This window comes from Streptomyces sp. NBC_01190, from assembly GCF_045039895.1.
Taxonomy (GTDB): Bacteria; Actinomycetota; Actinomycetes; order Streptomycetales; family Streptomycetaceae; genus Actinacidiphila.
In genome coordinates, this window is record NZ_CP108580.1 from 6,497,997 (window position 1) to 6,513,867 (window position 15,871).

The following is a 15,871-nucleotide window of genomic DNA, read 5'->3' on the forward strand; positions in this document are numbered from 1 at the left end:
AGGAGGTGAACGGAAATCAGTTCACTGACCGGGCGTCCGCGCTGGAAAGGCCGGAGAGTCGACCCTAGGTCATTGACATGAACATAGTCTAGACCTTTGAATCCACCCTACTGACGCGTACACCCCCCCACAGGCGCGATGAGGAAGGCCCCCCACCCATGATCGGATCCCGCCCTGCGGCTCCCTGGTCCCGCACACTGATAAGGCTGTTGGCGCTCTTCGCCGTGGTGCTCGGCTTCCAGGCCGCGCCCTCGCACAAGGCCCAGGCCGACTCCGTGGTCAAGGTGCTGGCCCTGTACGACGGCACCTACGATGCCGCGCACATCAGCTTCGTGCACGAGGCGAACACCTGGTTCCCGCAGCACGCCGCCCAGTACGGCTTCTCGTACACCTCGACCAATGACTGGAGCCAGCTCAACACCGCCAACCTGGCCAAGTACCAGGTGGTGATGTTCCTGGACAACTATCCCCAGACCGCGGCCGAGCGCACCGCCTTCCAGACGTACATGCAGAACGGCGGCGGCTGGATCGGCTTCCACGTCTCGGCGTACAACGACGCGGTGCCCAGCGACTGGTCCTGGTATCACAACACCTTCCTCGGCACCGGCACGTTCAAGAGCAACAGTTGGGGCCCGACCGCCGAGACGCTGAAGATCGAGGACCCCAACCACCCGGCCACCGCCGGGCTCCCGTCGACCATCACCTCGTCGGTCAGCGAGTGGTACAGCTGGCAGAACGATCTGCGGCAGAACCCGGCCATCGACATCCTCGCCTCGATGGACCAGTCGACCTTCCCGATCGGGACCGACCCGAACCAGACCTGGTACAGCGGGTATTACCCGATCGTCTGGTCGAACCGCAACTACAAGATGGTCTACAACAACTTCGGCCACAACGCGATGGACTACTCCACCAACACCACGCTGTCGTCCACCTTCGCCAGCGCGCAGCAGAACCAGCTGCTGATCCAGGAGATCCGCTGGGCGGCCGGCCAGTCAGGGCCCGTCACCCCGCCGCCGGCCCAGCCCACCGGGGCGATCCACGGCTACGGCGGCAAGTGCGTCGACCTCGCGGCCGCGAGCAGCGCCAACGGCGCGGCGGTGCAGCTCTACGACTGCAACGGCACCAACGCGCAGAACTGGACGGTCGCTTCCGACGGTTCGCTCCAGGCCCTGGGCAAGTGCATGGACGTGACCAGCGCGGGCACCGCCAACGGCACCAAGGTGCAGCTCTACGACTGCAACGGCAGCGCCGCGCAGAAGTGGACGAGCAGCGGCGGCACGCTGGTCAACGCCGGATCCGGCAAGTGCCTCGACGCGACCGGGCCCAGCTCGGCCAACGGGACCAGGCTCCAGATCTGGACCTGCGGGACCAGCGCCAACCAGCAGTGGACGCTGCCGAGTTGACGAGGACCGGCTGACCCGGTCCGGGACGGGCTGAACGACGGACGCGGCACCCGGGGGCTCCCGGGCGCCGCGTCCGTCGTGCCCCCGACGACACCCCTCGCCGCCGGGAGCACGGGCTGGGCGGGGTCGCCGCGCCCGCCCCGATCAGGCCGGATAGGCGTGTGTCTGGGCCGCCTTCACCTGCGCCCACACCTCCGCGCCCGTCTGCAGGCCGAGTTCGGCGACCGCCACGGTGGTCAGATCGGCGGCCAGCGGCAGTCCGTCGGCGGCTCCGGCCAGCGCCACCCTGATCCGGTCGCCGTGCGACTCGAGTCCGGTGATCCGGGCCCGCCAGGCGTTGCGCGCGCTCGACTCCGGCCGCCGTACGGACAGGGTCACCGCACTCGGCGCGAAGGCCACGAAGGCCGCCCCGCTCACCTGCTCGGTGGTGGTGAACGCCAGAGCGGACCCGACCCGTACGGTGGCGCCGTCCGCCACCCCCTGATAGAGGTTGAGGCCGACCAGCCGGGCGACGTAGTCGGTACGCGGCCGGCGGGCGATCTCGGCCGGCGTGCCCTCCTGCACCACCCGGCCGTGCTCGATCACCACCAGCCGGTCGGCGAGCACCATCGCGTCCAGCGGGTCGTGCGTGACCAGGACCGCCACCGCCTCGAAGGCGGCGAGACGGCGCCGCAGTTCGGCGCGTACGTCCAGCCGGGCCAGGGCGTCGAGCGCCGCCAGCGGTTCGTCGAGCAGCAGCAGCCGCGGCTCGATGGCCAGCGCCCTGGCCAGCGCGACCCGCTGCGCCTGGCCGCCGGAGAGCCGGCGCGGCTTCACCCCGGCGTGGTCGGCCAGCCCCATCCGCGCCAGCAGATCCGCCGCGACCGCCCGGGCCCGGGCCCGGGAAGCGCCGTGGCAGCGCGGCCCGAAGGCCACGTTGTCCAGCGCCGTCAGGTGCGGGAAGAGCAGATAGTCCTGGAAGATCACCCCGACCGGCCGGCGCTCCGGCGGCGTCCGGCGCCGCGCGGCGGGTTCCTCCAGCGTCGTCCCGTCCAGCCGCAGGTAGCCGCCGGTCAGGGGTGCGAGCCCGGCCAGCGCCCGCAACGAGGTGGTCTTCCCCGCTCCGTTCGGCCCCAGCAGGGCGAGCACCTCACCGGGCGCCACCGTCAGCCGCACATCGAGCGTGAACGCTCCCCGGTCCAGGACGAGATGAGCGGCAAGGCCGGCGCCCGGCCTGGCACCCGCAGCTCCCGTGGGCGGTCTCATACCGATCCCGTCCAGCGGTCCCGCAGCGCCGCGAGGACCGCGACGGAGACGACGAGCAGCACCAGGCTGAGCGCGATGGCCGCCGCCGGGTCGTCCTGGAGGGCGAGGTAGACGGCGAGCGGCATCGTCTGGGTGCGGCCGGGGAAGCTGCCGGCGAAGGTGATGGTGGCGCCGAACTCGCCCAGCGCGCGGGCCCAGGCGAGGACCGCGCCGGCCGCCACCCCCGGCATGATCATCGGCAGGGTGACCCGGCGGAAGGCGGTGAACCGCGAGGCGCCGAGGGTGGCCGCGGCCTCCTCGTAGCGGGTGTCGGCGGCACGCAGGGTGCCCTCGACGCTGATGACCAGGAAGGGCATCGCCACGAACGCCTCGGCGACCACCACCCCCGCGGTGGTGAAGGGCAGCGTGAGGCCGAACCACGCGTCGAGGAACCGCCCCACCACGCCGTTGCGGCCGAGCGCGAGCAGCAGCGCCACACCGCCCACCACCGGGGGCAGCACCAGCGGGAGCGTCACCAGGGCCCGGACGATCCGCCGGCCGGGGAAAACGGTGCGGGCGAGCAGCCAGGCCAGCGGCACGCCGAGCACCAGGGCGACCGCGGTCGCGGTCGTCGCCGTCTCCAGTGACAGCCGCAGCGCCTGCCAGACCGACGCGCTGCCGAGCTGCCGGGGGAGGGTGCGCCACGGCGCCCGGATCAGCAGGGCGAGCAGCGGCAGCAGCAGGAACGCCAGACCGATCAGCGCGGGCACCAGCAGCGGCAGCGGCGCGCCGCCGGCGCGGCGACCCGTTGCCCCCAAGCGCCGACCGAGGCCGCCCGGCCGCCGCGCCGGGACCTTCGACGGCCTCGGCGCGGCGCCCGCGGCGGTGCGCTCCTCGGTGCTGCGGGGGCTCACGGGTTGAGGAAGCCCGCCTCGTTCAGCACCTTCCGGCCCGCCGCGGACTCCACCAGCGCGATGAACGCCTGCGCGCCCGTCGCGTTGGGGGCGTCCTTGAGCGCCACGATCGGGTAGGCGTTGATCGCCTTCGCCGACTCGGGGAAGTCCACCCCGGCCACCTTGCCGCCGGCGGCCTTCACATCGGTCTGGTAGACGACCGCCGCGTCGGCCTCCTTCAACTCCACTTTGGTGAGCGCGGACTTGACGTCCTGCTCGTACGACACGGGGGTGAGGTGGAGGCTGCTCGCGGTGAGCGCCTTGTCCGCGGCCGCGCCGCACGGCACGGTCTTGGCGCAGAGCACCACCTTCAGTCCGGACCTGGTGAGGTCCTTCAGCGAGGCGATGTGTTTCGGGTTGCCCGGCAGTGTGGCGATCTCCAACTGGTTGCGCACGAAGGTGTCCGGGGTGCCGCTGCCGTCGCCCGCGTCCGTGACGGTCTGCATCGTCTTGGGGCTGGCGGCCGCGAATACGTCGGCGGGGGCGCCGCTGGTGATGCTGGCCGCCAGGGTGTCGCTGCCGGCGAAGTTGAACCGCACCGTGGTGCCGGGGTTGGCGGTCTGGAACTCCTTGCCCAGAGTGGTGAAGCTCTCCTTCAGCGAGGCGGCGGCGAACACCACGATCGTGCCGGACACCTTCGGCGAACTCGGCGCGGACGCCGGCGCGGAGGCCGATGGGGACCCGGTCGCGCTGGCCGACGGGGCGCCGGAGGAGTGGTCCGTGTCCGAGGAGCAGGCGGTGAGCGCCAGCAGGGCGGCCGAGCCGACCCCCAGGCACGTGGTGGTACGCCGCACGAAACGGGTGGTCACAGGATGTCTGCCTCTCTGCCGCGTTCGGTGACGTGGATCCGCCTACCTCGGTCTACCTCGGTGTCCGCGATGATAACCCCGCATCTGCCAGGTAAATGTCGGCTGCGGCCTCGCATAACCGAACGGTAAGGAGTCCTGTCGCCGCTTGTGCGGTCACCTGGCGGGAGCCGGTCCGGGCGCCGACATCGAGCGGAGGTGGGCGAACGTCGGGCCCGTGTCGAATTGGCGTCGAGCGGACGTCGAGCGGACGTCGAGCGGACGTCGAGCGGACGTCGGGCGGTGTGCGTCGGCGTCGAGCCGGCAGCAGGGGCCAGACATACCGAAACCACCCTTACGGGGACGGACACTTCGGTCCCCGCGGGGTGGCAAGGCCTTACGGCGCCGGGATGGCCGGCGCCCTCCTCAGTCGAAGGAGGCGCGGGCGCCCCCCGGACGGAGGTCAGCGTTCGAGAATTCCCTTGAGGACGACCAGATTCTCGCCGACGGCCGATTTGATGCTCGCCGTGGCCAGACTGGCGAGGGCCGCGAGAAACCCGCGCGTTTCCAGGTCCATCGAATTCGTGACCAGCGTCCTGGAAGGGCTCAGCGCGGTCAATTCATACGTGGAGGAACCGGTGAACTGACCGAAGCCGCCGGTGATGCGGAGCAGCGAATCGGGCTCAAGGGCGGTAACCCGGAGTTCTTCGGTCATCGGGTGCGGAAGGGTACGTGTCTGTTGGTAGAGCGTCCCGACCGCGACCGGCCCCGGGGACTGCTTGACGGTTTCTTTAATAGCGTAGTTCCACGCCGGTAAGTTCCCCAGATCCGCCAGATAGGAGAACACCACGCCGGCCGGCTTCGCGATCTCCACGCGGTTCTCGAATTTCATGGACAGCCGCTTCCTCTCCGCTGTGCCGATAATGCGTCGATGATGTGTCACATAATGACACATCGATGAATCTTCGACAAGGCCGATCGACCGTGAGGGTGACGACGTGTTCACTGACGGTGTGTCCGGTGGCGCGTCCGTGTAGCAGACATCGGTGACGACTTCCATGACGTTCCGTCAGGAAGCACGTTAAGCGGGAGTGGCGTGGAGTGATGTTGCCCCGGCCCCGCACCGCCGCTCAGCGGCGGCGCCGCTCCAGGCCCGACCGTACCGCCCGCTCCACGGGTGTCGGCGACGCACCGGTGAGGTCGAGCGGGCCCACCGGGGCGAGCGGTGGCTGGGCCAGCAGCCGGGGGACCTTCCCATGATGCCTCTGGGCGGCGTGGACGAGAAACGGATGGCACAGATAGACATCGCCCGCCGTTCCGGTGGCCGCGACCTCGGGGCGGTCCGCGCTCGCGGGGACCGCGTCCCGGCACAGCGCGAACCAGTCGAGCCCTTCGTCCCCAGCCGCCGAGAGCAACAGCGGGAGGTCCAGGTGTGAACCGACCCGGATCCGGGTCGGGGCGTCGTCAGGACCGACATCGGAGAACAGGAACAGCATCAGCAGCGCCCGCCCGCGCGACCGCAGATTCACCCGGTACTCCCCGCCGGACCCGGAGAAGCCGGCGTCCAGATGCCACCCGTCGTCGCCGGGGTCCTCCTCGCTGGGGAAGCGCAGCGGGAAAGTGCCCAGTCCCAGCGGCGCGTTCCACCGGCCCGCCCCCACAAGCCGGTCGTACGCCGTGTGCAGGGCGGCCGTGTTGGCCGCCTCGCGGAACGGCGGGGTGGCGAAACCACCCAGTCGGATGACCGGCTTCGACCACGTCGACGGGTCGTCGGGCGCGCAGCCGCTCGCCTCCCACAACTCGGCCCGGCACCGGTCGACGATGGCCGGGGGCACGGCGCCGGGCAGCCGGACGAACCCGTCCTCGACGAAAGTCGCCACTTCCTGATCGGTCAACATCGGCAACTCCGTGAACTCGACAACCGGCGCAACAGCATCCCGGGCGCCGAGGGGCGAGGGCAACCGATTTCCACCGTGTCAGCACTACGCAGGGTCACGATGATCCGCCGCTCCGCGCCCTCCCGCGCGCCGGTCCACCACCCCGCTCCCCGGCGATCCGCGGGTCCGTGACACACCGGCCCCCGGGCGGGGACAGAACCGTGACCTTTCGCGGCGAACGACACCGGGTGAATCCACGTCAAACGAAGCGGAAGTCGGCGGTGGACGGTCCGCGTCCCCCAGCCAGGAAGTCGACGGCGATCCCGGCCCCTGCCGCGCCCGCAGCGCGGCAGGACGTCGTCGCCGGACCGGAGGTCAGGCAGGCATGACGGAGTCTCGGCACCGGCGCTCGAAGATCGCCCGGCGCGGTGTGCTGGCCGCGGGGGCGGCCGGCCTGTCGGGCGCCGTGCTGGCCGGCGTCCGGCTCCGGGGTGGCGGGACCGCGGGGGCCGGCGCGCCGGACGGCGCCTCGGACGACGTGCCCGCAGTCGGGGGCGGCCTGCCCCTGATCGCCGGGATCCGCGATTCCACCGTCAGCGTCGTGCAGTTCATCGCCCACCCGGACGACGGCCTGTACTTCATGAACCCGGACGCCGAGCAGGAGATCACGGCCGGCCACGCGGTGCTGACCGTCTGCCTGACCAGCGGCGAGGCCGACGGGCGCAACTACCGGCCGCACGACCCGCGCGCCCGCTTCGCCGTGCGCGACCGCCCCGCCTTCGCCCGCGCCCGCGTCAACGGGCTGCGCCGGGCGCACGCGCTGATGGCCACCGGCGACGAGACCAGCCCGTGGGACGTCAAGGCCGTGTACCCGGTGCCGGGTTGGGGCGCCGAACTGCACACCCTGCGCGCCATGCCCCGGATCCGGCTGCTGTTCCTCGCCCTGGTCGAAGCCCGCGCCGTCGCCGCCTGGCGCCCGGTGAGCCTGAAGGGGCTGTGGCAGGGCGCGGTGCCCGCCCTGCCCCAACTGCTGCCCGCGCACTCGCCGGTACCGCACGCCGCGTCCCGGCTGACCCGCGGCGAGATCGTGGCGTGCCTGGCGGCGGTCCTGCGCGCGTACCGCCCGACGGTGGTCCGCACCCTCGACCCCAACCCGGACCACGATCCCGCCCACACCGGCCACAAGGGATACGCACCGGGCCACGGCCCTGCCTACTTCGACCACCAGGACCACACCCACGCCACGTACTTCGTCCAACAGGCGCTGGCGTCCCACTGGGCGAGCCACCCCACGCCCCGCGCCTCGGTCGAGCACTACGTCGGCTACGTCAACGCCCGGCTGCCGTGGAACCTCGACGCCCCGGCCGTCCGGCACAAGGCGAGCCTGCTGGACGCCTACGGCTGGAGCGACCACCGCCCCTGCGGCGATCCGTCGGGCTGCGGCGATCTGAAGGTCGGCGGCGGCGCGCTGCGCGGAAAGTGGGTGCAGAGCACCCGGTACCGCGCGCCGGGCGCGGCCGCCTGGGCCGCCCCGCTGGCCGACGGCAGGATCGCCGCCTTCGCCCTGCTCAGCGGGCAGGCCGTGCTCTGGTACGAGACCGGCGGCGGCACCTGGGCCGGGCCGGTGGCGCTGCCGGGCGCGGGACTCGAGGGCCAGATCGGCGTGGTGGCGGGGAAGGGCGGGGCCCTGCGGCTCTTCTCCGTCCGCACCCTGCTGCCGGACGCGCGCGGCAAGGGCGCCCACCGCCGCGAGGTGGTCACCGCGGCCCAGTACGGCACGGCGCCCGGCGGCCGGCCGCTCTTCTCCGGCTGGACCGGCCTCGGCTCCTGCGAGCCGACCCCGGTCGCGTCGATGGAGACGGGATACCCGGAGGCGGCGGTCGCTCCCGACGGCACGGTGTATCTGGCGGTGCGCGACGCGGCCGGCGGGGTGGCCGTCCGGGTACGGACGGCGGCCGGCCGGTGGGCGCCCTGGGCGCGGCTGCCGCGGGCCGCCGAGTCGGGGGTCCGCCTGCTCGACGGGCTCGGCGTGGCGGTCGACCCGGCCGGCCGCGCGCACATCTTCGCCCCGGCGCAGCGCGGCATCGCGCACTGGTCCGCGCCCGGTCCCGGCTCGCCCTTCGCGCTCACCGGCCCCGCCGGGCTGCCCGGTTCGGCCGGCCCGGTCACCGCGGTCGCCCTGCCCGACGGCTCGCTGCGGCTGGCCTACCGCGAGCCGGGCACCGCCCGGGTCGTACTGGCCGAGCTGCCGGCGGGCGACGACACCGGCCGGGTCGTCGGCCTGGGCGACCCCGACGGCGGCTTCGGACGGGTGGCGGTGCCGGCCACCGGCCCCGCGCCCGGCCCCGGTTCGGCGCCCGGCGGCCTACTGGCCACCCGCAACGGCCTGGGCAGCGTCTCGGTCGCTTCCGCGCTGCCGGCACCGGGCCGCTGGTCACCCGGTTCGGCCCTGCACGTGCACGCGGCGGCCCTGGTCCAGGACGCCCAGGGCGATACGGTCGCGCTCGCCATCGGCAGCGACGCGGAGTTGTGGACGGCCCGTTACGGCGCCGGCGTCACCGACGGCACACCGGCCCGGTGGGCGGCCGCGGTGCGCACGGCCCATGCCACGCCCGCCCGAGCGGCGGGCGCGCCCGTGCCCAAGGCCACCGGGAACCCGGCGTAGCGCCGGCCCCGCTCCCGGACCGTACCCGCCGTGGCCACCGCGTCCGGCCGGTGTCCGGCCTCGCCTCACGGCCGCTCGCCCCGGACCGCCCGACCGCGCCGCGCGGGAGGCTGACATCCTCCGAACACGCACGTTGGCAATGTTGTCGCCGCTGTCGATGCCGTCCATACGGCACATCAGTACGACATCCGTACGAAGGAGTTCTCGCATGCCGCATCGTGAAATCGGCCTCGGGTTCCGGCTGGCCGCCGCTGTGACGCGTCCGCCCCTGGCCCTGTTGCTGCGGCGGGACTGGCACGGCCGCGAGCACATACCGGGCAGCGGGGGATTCATCGCGGTGGTCAACCACAACTCGTATCTGGACCCGGTCGCCTACGGTCAGTTCCAGTACAGCACCGGCCGGGCGCCGCGGTTCCTCGCCAAGGCCGAACTCTTCCGCACCGGCCTGATCGGGGCGATGCTGCGCGGGCTGGGCCAGATACCGGTCCGCCGGGACAGCAGGGACGTCCGGTGGGCGCTGCGGGCGGCGGTGGAGGCGGTGGAACGCGGTGAAGGCGTCGTCTTCTATCCGGAGGGAACGCTCACCCGCGACCCCGACTTCTGGCCCGCCGCCGGCCGGACGGGCGCCGCCCGGGTCGCCCTGGAGACGCGATGTCCGGTCGTCCCGGTGGCTCAGTGGGGCGCCCACCTCGTTCTTCCGCCCTACGGGAAGAAGCCGAGCCTCTTCCCCCGCAAGACCCACCATGTGGTGGCGGGGCCGCCGCTCGACCTGTCGGCCTACTACGACCGGCCCGTCACGTCCGAGATGCTCACCGAGATCACCGGGCTGATGATGGCGGCCGTCACCGAACTGCTCGAAGGGATACGGGGCGAGTCCGCGCCGTTCCGCCCCGCCGCCGGCGATCTGCCCGCGCCTCCCGCGCCTCCCGCGGCCCGGCCCGACCGGCCGCGCGCGGAGATCTGACCGTGGACATCGGCTTATGGACCCCGGCTCCGGCTCCGCCCGCCGAATCCGGGCCGCTCCGGCGGATGCCCCGGCGAGCCGCGGCATCCGCCGGAGCGGCCGAGTTCTCAGGAGAGTTCGGTGCCGCGCGCCGGGGTGGGCGTGCCGTAGACGAGCTGGGCGTGGGCGGCGTACGCCTGCGGGGCCGTCTGCCGCATGAACGGGCCGACTTCGGGCGGCATGTTGGCCAGCGCCGCCTCGACCAGTTCCGGGTCCCCCTCGTACATGACCATGCCGAACATGAGCGGCATGGTCGCGGGGTCCGCGGTGGCCGCTCCCTCCCGCACGACGGCGTTCCACTCGTCGGCGGTGATGTGCTCCTCCATCACCGGCAGGATCTGGCTCTCCTCGGCGCCGAGGTGCTCCTTCAGCGCGACGAGCAGTTCGTCCAGGGCGTCGGCGAGCGCGTCGCGCGACACCGGGGCGGGGTCCGCGGTCCAGGCGGGCAGCTTCCCGCCGATGTCCTTCACGAGTGCGTCGACCCGCCGGTGCTGGTCCTCCATCAGGGTCACGGTCCCGGAGATCCTGTCGTAGCAGCGCTTCTCCAGCAGCGGCCAGAGCAGTTCGTCCTCGCTGGCGTGGTGGTGGTGCAGCAGGCCGGTCACCGTCGCGATGTGGCCGCCGACGACCCGCACCCGCTCGGTGTCCTCCGGGGCGATCGACCGCACGGTACGGGGCAGCAGGCCGATCTCGCGGCGGAGCATGTCGTGCACGAGGAGCATCTCGCGCCGGTCGAACATCGGAGTGTCGTTCATCGCGGTATTTCTTCCTCTGGAAAGTGATGAGGCGCCCTCGGGCAAAGCACCGGGAGAGCCGCGCGTCGCCGCGGGGCGGCGCGCCCGGCGGCGCATACGAACCACGATCACGCGTCGGCGTAGAGGATCTGTAGATCCGCCGTGCGTCCCCGCGAAGCGGCCGCGCAATGGCCCCGACGCACCGGCCGCCCCCCGCCACGAGCCGCGCCGGACTCTCCTAGCATGGGGTTCCGGGCCAAGGAGCCCATGTCTCTGATCTGCCTCCCGGGCCTGCCGGGTCGATACGGAGACGGGTCATCCACTGCCGGAGAGTGACGGGGACGAGAGATGCCGAAAGACGCGGCGCGGAAGACCGAGCCGCCGGCCGAATTCCGTGAGATGGGAATGGCCCATGCCACCTTCCGGCGCGAATTCGGCCTCCTGCCGGCCCTCGTGCGCGGCGTTCCGCCGGGCGACGACGAGCGCCGGGAGATTGTCGCGCGCCATATCGAACTCGTGGTGCTGACCCTGGTGAAACACGTGCACGGTTCGGACGCCTCGCTGCGGCCGAGACTGCTGGACAGAGTGCCGGACGAAAAGAAGGACGACCTCCGCGCCACGGCCGCGCATGACACGTATATGCGTGCGCTCACCGCCGATCTGCTGGCCGCTGTCGGGGAATGGCGCCTGCGATCCGCCGCCGGTGAGCGGGTGGCCGTCGCGGCTGACCGCCTGGACGCCGGCGTCGGCGCGTATGCGACCGCGCAGGAGGAGTCGCTGCTGCCGTTGGTCGAGGAGTACATCACGGTGGCAGAATGGGCGGAAATCGTGCAGCAGGAGGTCGCCGGAACGCCGCCCGACGATGTGGCACTCCTTTTCGGCATGATGATGTACGAGGCCGGACCCGGGGTGATCGACGGAATGATCCGGGACATGCCCCCCGACGTCCAGTCCGTGCTGAAGCAGGTGGCGGCGAAGGCGTTCGCCACGCACGCGCGGCTCGTGCACGGGACGGCCACGCCGCCGCGCGGGAGAGCGTGACGGGCGGGCGGAATCCGCCCGTTCGGACCTGGCCCGGCGCGGGGCGCCCCGCCGCTTGGCCTTGGGCGCCCGCACGTGTGCACTATGGAAGCCCGTCGGCCGTCGCGGTGAGCGCGGGAGCCGCGTACGGCTTCTCCGACCCCTCGCCGACGTCCCGCGCATGACGCGCGTGACCGCTCGCATGACCGCTCGCACAACCGCTCCCGCTCCCGAGGACCCGTCCCATGCCCGACCGCACCGCGCCGACAGCGCCGCCCGGGACCTCCCCCCGCCCGCCCGCGGGCGGGGAGTCCGCAGCCGAGGAGATGTGGTTCACGCTGCTCGGCCCGGTGCGGGCCTGGCGCGACGGGGTCGAGGTGGACATCGGCCACGCGAAGGTGCGCGCCGTGCTGGCCTGTCTTCTGCTGCGCCGCGGCGGGCGGGCCACCAGCGAGCAGCTCGTCGACAGCCTGTGGGGAGCTGAGGCGCCGCCCTCCGCCGGAGCCCTGGTCCGCACGTACATCCACAAGCTGAGAAAGGGCCTCGGGCCGCCGTTGGCGGCACGGATCCGCTCGAAGGACGGCGGATACGTGCTCGACGCCGACCCCGTACGGCTCGATCTGACCGCCTTCGAACGTCTGGTGACCGAGGCGCGGACCAAGCGCGACGAGGGCGACCCGGCCGCCGCCGCGGCCCTGTACCTGGAGGGCCTCGCGCTGTGGTCGGGGCCGCCGCTGGCGGGGATAGCCGGGCCGTACGCCGCCACCCAGCGGGCCCGGCTCGACAGCCACCGGCTGCTGGCGACCGAGGAGTGGCTGGCGTGTCTGGTCGACTCCGGCCAGTACGCCGACGCGGCCTCGGAACTCACCGGCCTCATCGCCGAGCACCCGCTGGTGGAACGGTTCCGCGAGCTGCACATGCTGGCGCTGTACGGCAGCGGGCGGCAGGCCGACGCGCTCGCCGTCTTCCGCGAGACCAGGCGGCTGCTGCGCGAGGAGCTCGGCGTCGATCCGGCGCCCGGACTGGAAGCGACCCATCGGCGCGTCCTCGCCGCCGATCCCGCCCTCATCCGTCATCGGGACGGCCTCGGCCGCCTCCCCGGCGACCGGCGGGCCGTTCGCGCCGTACCGCGGATCACCCCGGCGCAGTTGCCCGCGCCACTGCCTCGGTTCGTCGGCCGGAAGGAGCCCTGCGACCGGGTGATCGCCCTGGCGCTGGACCCGGCCGCCCCCGACACCGCCGTCACCTGCGTGATCCACGGCATGCCGGGCGTCGGCAAGACCACGCTCGCCACACAGGCCGCGCACCTGGTCAAGGAGCACTTCCCGGACGGGCAGCTCTACGTCAACCTGCACGGTGTCGACGACGTCGCCGCCGTCGAACCGGCCGACGCGCTCGCTGATTTCCTCTGCGCCCTCGGTGTGCCGCCCGGTGAGATCCCCGCCTCCCTGGCGGCCCGGTCGGCGCTCTACCGCAGCGCGGTCGCCGAGCGGCGGGTGCTGCTCCTGCTCGACAACGCCCGCGACATCGACCAGGTCCGGCCGCTGCTCCCCGGCACACCCGGCTGTCTGACCCTGGTCACCAGCCGCAACCAGATACCCGGGCTGACCGTCGCGCACCAGGCGCACAACGTCCACCTCGGGCCCTTCGACACCGCCGAGGCCCATGAATACCTGGTCCGGGCGCTCGGCGACAGCCGGATCACCGCCCAGCCGGAGGCGGCCGACGAGATCATCGCCTATTGCGCCGGGCTGCCGCTCGCCCTCGCCATCGTCACGGCCCGTACCGCGCACCTTCCCGGCGCCGGCCTCGACCGGATCAGCGGACCGCTGCGCGACACGCACGAGGGCCTCGACGCCCTCTCGCTCGGCGGGGACCCGTCGGAGAACGCGCGGATCGCGTTCTCCTGGTCGTACGACTCCCTCGCGCCGGAGACCGCGCGCCTCTTCCGGCTGCTCTCCCTCCACCCCGGCCCGGAGATCACCCCGGCGGCGGCCGCGGTGGCCGCCGACCTCCCGGTGCGCCGGGCCCGGATCCTGCTCGACGAACTGCGCCGGGTCCACCTGCTCGACGAACCCGTCCCCGGCCGCTACACCTGCCACGACCTGCTCGGCGCCTATGGGGACGAGCTGAGCCGGGCGGGCGACACCGAGGCGGAGCGGGCCGAGACCGTCGACCGGCTGCTCAGCTACTACGTGTTCTCCGCGGACGCCGCCAGCCGCCTGATCACCACCGGTCCGAGGCGGCAGATGGTGCCGGCCGGCCGGCGGGTGCCGAAGGTCAAACCCGAGACGTTCGCGGACGAGGGCCAGGCGCTGGCGTGGCTGCACGCCGAGCTCTCGGTGCTGATCGCCACGGTCAAGTGGGCGGCCGATCACCGGGCGGACGGCGAGGCATGGCGGCTGAGCTGGTTCCTGAACGCTCTTCCCGGCCGCTGAGCCGGGCGTGGATAGCCGTGCGCCGGCGGGCCGTCAGGCGAAGCGCACGATGCTGATCGCGCCGGCCAGCAGGCAGTAGACGGCGAACGGGGTGAGGGTGCGGGTGGTGAAGTACCGGGAGAGGAAACGGACGGCCGCGTAGGCGGCGACACCCGCGGTGAGGAAGCCGGCCAGCACCTGGCCGTGGATGTCGGCCGCGGCCGGGCCGGTCAGGCTGGGCAGCTTCAGCAGGCCGGCGGCCAGGATGACCGGGGTGGCCAGCAGGAAGGAGAACTTGGCGGCGTCCTCGTGGTCCAGGCCGCGCAGCAGCCCGCCGACCATGGTGATGCCGGAGCGGCTGATGCCGGCGAAGAGGGCCAGGGTCTGGAAGAGGCCGATGACGCCCGCTTCCTTGTAGCTGAGCGTGTCCAGGGTCCGGCTGCGCGCTCCCGGGCGGAGTCCGTCGACCCAGGGGCTTGAGGATTTTGATGGGGCTGGCGGGGCGGACGGGCTCGGCTGGGCCGCCGGGCGGTCCGTCACTCCGTAGAGACTCCCGGTGGGCCCGGCCGGCACCGGGCCGTCGCCGACGGACACGGTCTCCAGGGTCTCCACCGCGGGCGCCGTGACAGCGCGGGCCTGCGAGGTCCGGCGCAGCCGCTCGCCGAGGAGCAGGAGGAGTCCGTTGAGGGTGAGGAAGACCGCCGCGGCCAGCGGTTTGGCGAAAAGGGTGCGGAAGGTGCGCTCCAGGACCAGGCCGGTCAGCCCGACCGGCACGGTCGCGACCACGATCAGCCAGGCGAGCCGTTCGGTGGACGTCCGCACCTTGTGCGTACGCAGCGTGGTGCCGAACGCGCGGATGATCCGGGCCCAGTCCCGCCGGAAGAAGGCGAGCAGGGCGAGCGCGGTGGCCACGTGCAGGGCGACGACGAAGGCGAGGTAGGGGGAACCCGACGAGTTGCCGTCGGCGTTCTCGGTGACCAGGTGCTGCCAGGAGCCGCCGATCAGGGCGGGCACGAGGACCGAGTGGCCGAGGCTGGAGACGGGGAAGAGCTCGGTGATCCCTTGGAGGCCGCCGATCACCACGGCCTGGAGGTAGGACAGATCGGACACGGGGATCCCTCGGGGACGTAGGAGCGAGCCGTACGCGATGGGGCTGGGGGTCGAGCCCGGCGCACCCCGCGGCCGGGGCGGCGTGGCACACTGGCAGAGCGGGCGAACTTCTACACCGGTGTAGAAGCTCATGGCGAATCTAGAAGACGACCGGAGGAATGGCAAACGCATGCCGGACGACATCCACGATCCGGGCCGCAAGCGGCCTAACGGCGCGCTGGAGGCCGACATACTCGCGGCCCTCCACCGGGCGGGGACGCCGCTGACCGCCGGTGAAGTGGTCGACCGGCTGAGCCGGCGGCTCTCCTACAGCACGGTGGTGACGGTGCTGAGCCGGCTGCACACCAAGCGGCTCCTCGACCGCGCGCAGCGCGGCCGCGCCTACGCCTACAGCCCGGCCACCGACGAGTCCGGCCTCGCGGCCCGCCGTATGCAGGGTGTCCTGGACGAACTCCCGGACCGCGAAGCGGTGTTGACGCATTTCGTCGCCAACCTCCCGGCCGCCGACGAACACCTCCTCCGCCAGCTCCTCGCCGCCGACGCGGCTGACGCCGCCGACACTGCCCCCACCGCCGAGGGCCGCGACTAGCCGAACACCGCCATCGGCCGGATGCCCAGGAGCGCGGACTCCTGGAAGCCGCCAGGGGTGACATGTCGCTGTCGTGGCCCCGCAACAA

General features: G+C 72.7%; 13 protein-coding genes. 6 read left to right on the forward strand and 7 right to left on the reverse strand.

The window, feature by feature from the left end; all coding sequences use genetic code 11:
* The first annotated feature begins 158 nt into the window (after positions 1–158).
* Positions 159–1,406: a ThuA domain-containing protein gene (locus tag OG519_RS27285; protein ID WP_405589138.1), complete on the forward strand. Its 1,248-nt coding sequence runs from the start codon at positions 159–161 to the stop codon at positions 1,404–1,406.
* A 144-nt stretch (positions 1,407–1,550) separates the two neighbouring features.
* Here OG519_RS27285 and OG519_RS27290 read toward each other — a convergent pair whose 3' ends face one another.
* The 5 genes from OG519_RS27290 to OG519_RS27310 form a co-directional block, all read right to left on the reverse strand.
* Positions 1,551–2,651: a sulfate/molybdate ABC transporter ATP-binding protein gene (locus tag OG519_RS27290; RefSeq protein ID WP_405589141.1), complete on the reverse strand. Its 1,101-nt coding sequence runs from the start codon at positions 2,649–2,651 to the stop codon at positions 1,551–1,553.
* Positions 2,648–3,448 (reverse strand): molybdate ABC transporter permease subunit, encoded by an 801-nt coding sequence (modB, locus tag OG519_RS27295; RefSeq protein WP_405593049.1) that lies wholly within the window; start codon positions 3,446–3,448, stop codon positions 2,648–2,650. Before modB ends, OG519_RS27290 begins: the two co-directional genes overlap by 4 nt.
* A gap of 92 nt (positions 3,449–3,540) precedes the next feature.
* Positions 3,541–4,392, reverse strand: coding sequence for a molybdate ABC transporter substrate-binding protein (modA, locus tag OG519_RS27300; RefSeq protein WP_405589144.1), 852 nt, complete (start codon positions 4,390–4,392; stop codon positions 3,541–3,543).
* Between the two features lie 439 nt (positions 4,393–4,831).
* Entirely contained in the window at positions 4,832–5,260 is a 429-nt protein-coding gene (locus OG519_RS27305) for an SRPBCC family protein (protein ID WP_405589145.1), read from the reverse strand.
* A 238-nt stretch (positions 5,261–5,498) separates the two neighbouring features.
* The gene (locus OG519_RS27310; protein WP_405589148.1) at positions 5,499–6,266 is read right to left on the reverse strand and encodes a phytanoyl-CoA dioxygenase family protein; all 768 of its coding nucleotides are present in this window, start codon (positions 6,264–6,266) and stop codon (positions 5,499–5,501) included.
* 364 nt (positions 6,267–6,630) lie between these two features.
* Between OG519_RS27310 and OG519_RS27315 the strand changes: the two genes are divergently transcribed.
* Together OG519_RS27315 and OG519_RS27320 are read left to right on the forward strand one after the other, a co-directional pair.
* Complete coding sequence (locus OG519_RS27315; RefSeq protein WP_405589151.1) at positions 6,631–8,910, forward strand: PIG-L family deacetylase; 2,280 nt, start codon at positions 6,631–6,633, stop codon at positions 8,908–8,910.
* A gap of 208 nt (positions 8,911–9,118) precedes the next feature.
* The gene (locus tag OG519_RS27320; RefSeq protein ID WP_405589153.1) at positions 9,119–9,874 is read left to right on the forward strand and encodes a lysophospholipid acyltransferase family protein; all 756 of its coding nucleotides are present in this window, start codon (positions 9,119–9,121) and stop codon (positions 9,872–9,874) included.
* A gap of 107 nt (positions 9,875–9,981) precedes the next feature.
* Here OG519_RS27320 and OG519_RS27325 read toward each other — a convergent pair whose 3' ends face one another.
* Complete coding sequence (locus tag OG519_RS27325; RefSeq protein WP_405589156.1) at positions 9,982–10,668, reverse strand: hemerythrin domain-containing protein; 687 nt, start codon at positions 10,666–10,668, stop codon at positions 9,982–9,984.
* A gap of 327 nt (positions 10,669–10,995) precedes the next feature.
* Between OG519_RS27325 and OG519_RS27330 the strand changes: the two genes are divergently transcribed.
* Together OG519_RS27330 and OG519_RS27335 are read left to right on the forward strand one after the other, a co-directional pair.
* Positions 10,996–11,688: a hypothetical protein gene (locus OG519_RS27330; protein WP_405589158.1), complete on the forward strand. Its 693-nt coding sequence runs from the start codon at positions 10,996–10,998 to the stop codon at positions 11,686–11,688.
* A gap of 224 nt (positions 11,689–11,912) precedes the next feature.
* The gene (locus tag OG519_RS27335; RefSeq protein WP_405589161.1) at positions 11,913–14,105 is read left to right on the forward strand and encodes a BTAD domain-containing putative transcriptional regulator; all 2,193 of its coding nucleotides are present in this window, start codon (positions 11,913–11,915) and stop codon (positions 14,103–14,105) included.
* 33 nt (positions 14,106–14,138) lie between these two features.
* Here the strand turns inward: OG519_RS27335 and OG519_RS27340 are convergent, their stop codons facing one another.
* A complete protein-coding gene (locus OG519_RS27340; RefSeq protein ID WP_405589164.1) occupies positions 14,139–15,194 on the reverse strand; it encodes an undecaprenyl-diphosphate phosphatase in 1,056 nt (351 codons plus the stop codon).
* Positions 15,195–15,363: 169 nt separating this feature from the next.
* Here OG519_RS27340 and OG519_RS27345 point away from each other — a divergent pair, with 169 nt between their 5' ends.
* The gene (locus OG519_RS27345; RefSeq protein WP_405589166.1) at positions 15,364–15,783 is read left to right on the forward strand and encodes a BlaI/MecI/CopY family transcriptional regulator; all 420 of its coding nucleotides are present in this window, start codon (positions 15,364–15,366) and stop codon (positions 15,781–15,783) included.
* Positions 15,784–15,871 lie beyond the last annotated feature (88 nt).

What these genes read in the sequence shown, in the direction of transcription:
- OG519_RS27285 (WP_405589138.1), top strand. Translation starts at nt 159, where the DNA reads ATGATCGGATCCCGCCCTGCGGCTCCCTGGTCCCGCACACTGATAAGG.
- OG519_RS27290 (WP_405589141.1), bottom strand. Translation starts at nt 2,651, where the DNA reads ATGAGACCGCCCACGGGAGCTGCGGGTGCCAGGCCGGGCGCCGGCCTT.
- OG519_RS27305 (WP_405589145.1), bottom strand. Translation starts at nt 5,260, where the DNA reads ATGAAATTCGAGAACCGCGTGGAGATCGCGAAGCCGGCCGGCGTGGTG.
- OG519_RS27310 (WP_405589148.1), bottom strand. Translation starts at nt 6,266, where the DNA reads ATGTTGACCGATCAGGAAGTGGCGACTTTCGTCGAGGACGGGTTCGTC.
- OG519_RS27315 (WP_405589151.1), top strand. Translation starts at nt 6,631, where the DNA reads ATGACGGAGTCTCGGCACCGGCGCTCGAAGATCGCCCGGCGCGGTGTG.
- OG519_RS27320 (WP_405589153.1), top strand. Translation starts at nt 9,119, where the DNA reads ATGCCGCATCGTGAAATCGGCCTCGGGTTCCGGCTGGCCGCCGCTGTG.
- OG519_RS27325 (WP_405589156.1), bottom strand. Translation starts at nt 10,668, where the DNA reads ATGAACGACACTCCGATGTTCGACCGGCGCGAGATGCTCCTCGTGCAC.
- OG519_RS27330 (WP_405589158.1), top strand. Translation starts at nt 10,996, where the DNA reads ATGCCGAAAGACGCGGCGCGGAAGACCGAGCCGCCGGCCGAATTCCGT.
- OG519_RS27335 (WP_405589161.1), top strand. Translation starts at nt 11,913, where the DNA reads ATGCCCGACCGCACCGCGCCGACAGCGCCGCCCGGGACCTCCCCCCGC.
- OG519_RS27345 (WP_405589166.1), top strand. Translation starts at nt 15,364, where the DNA reads ATGCCGGACGACATCCACGATCCGGGCCGCAAGCGGCCTAACGGCGCG.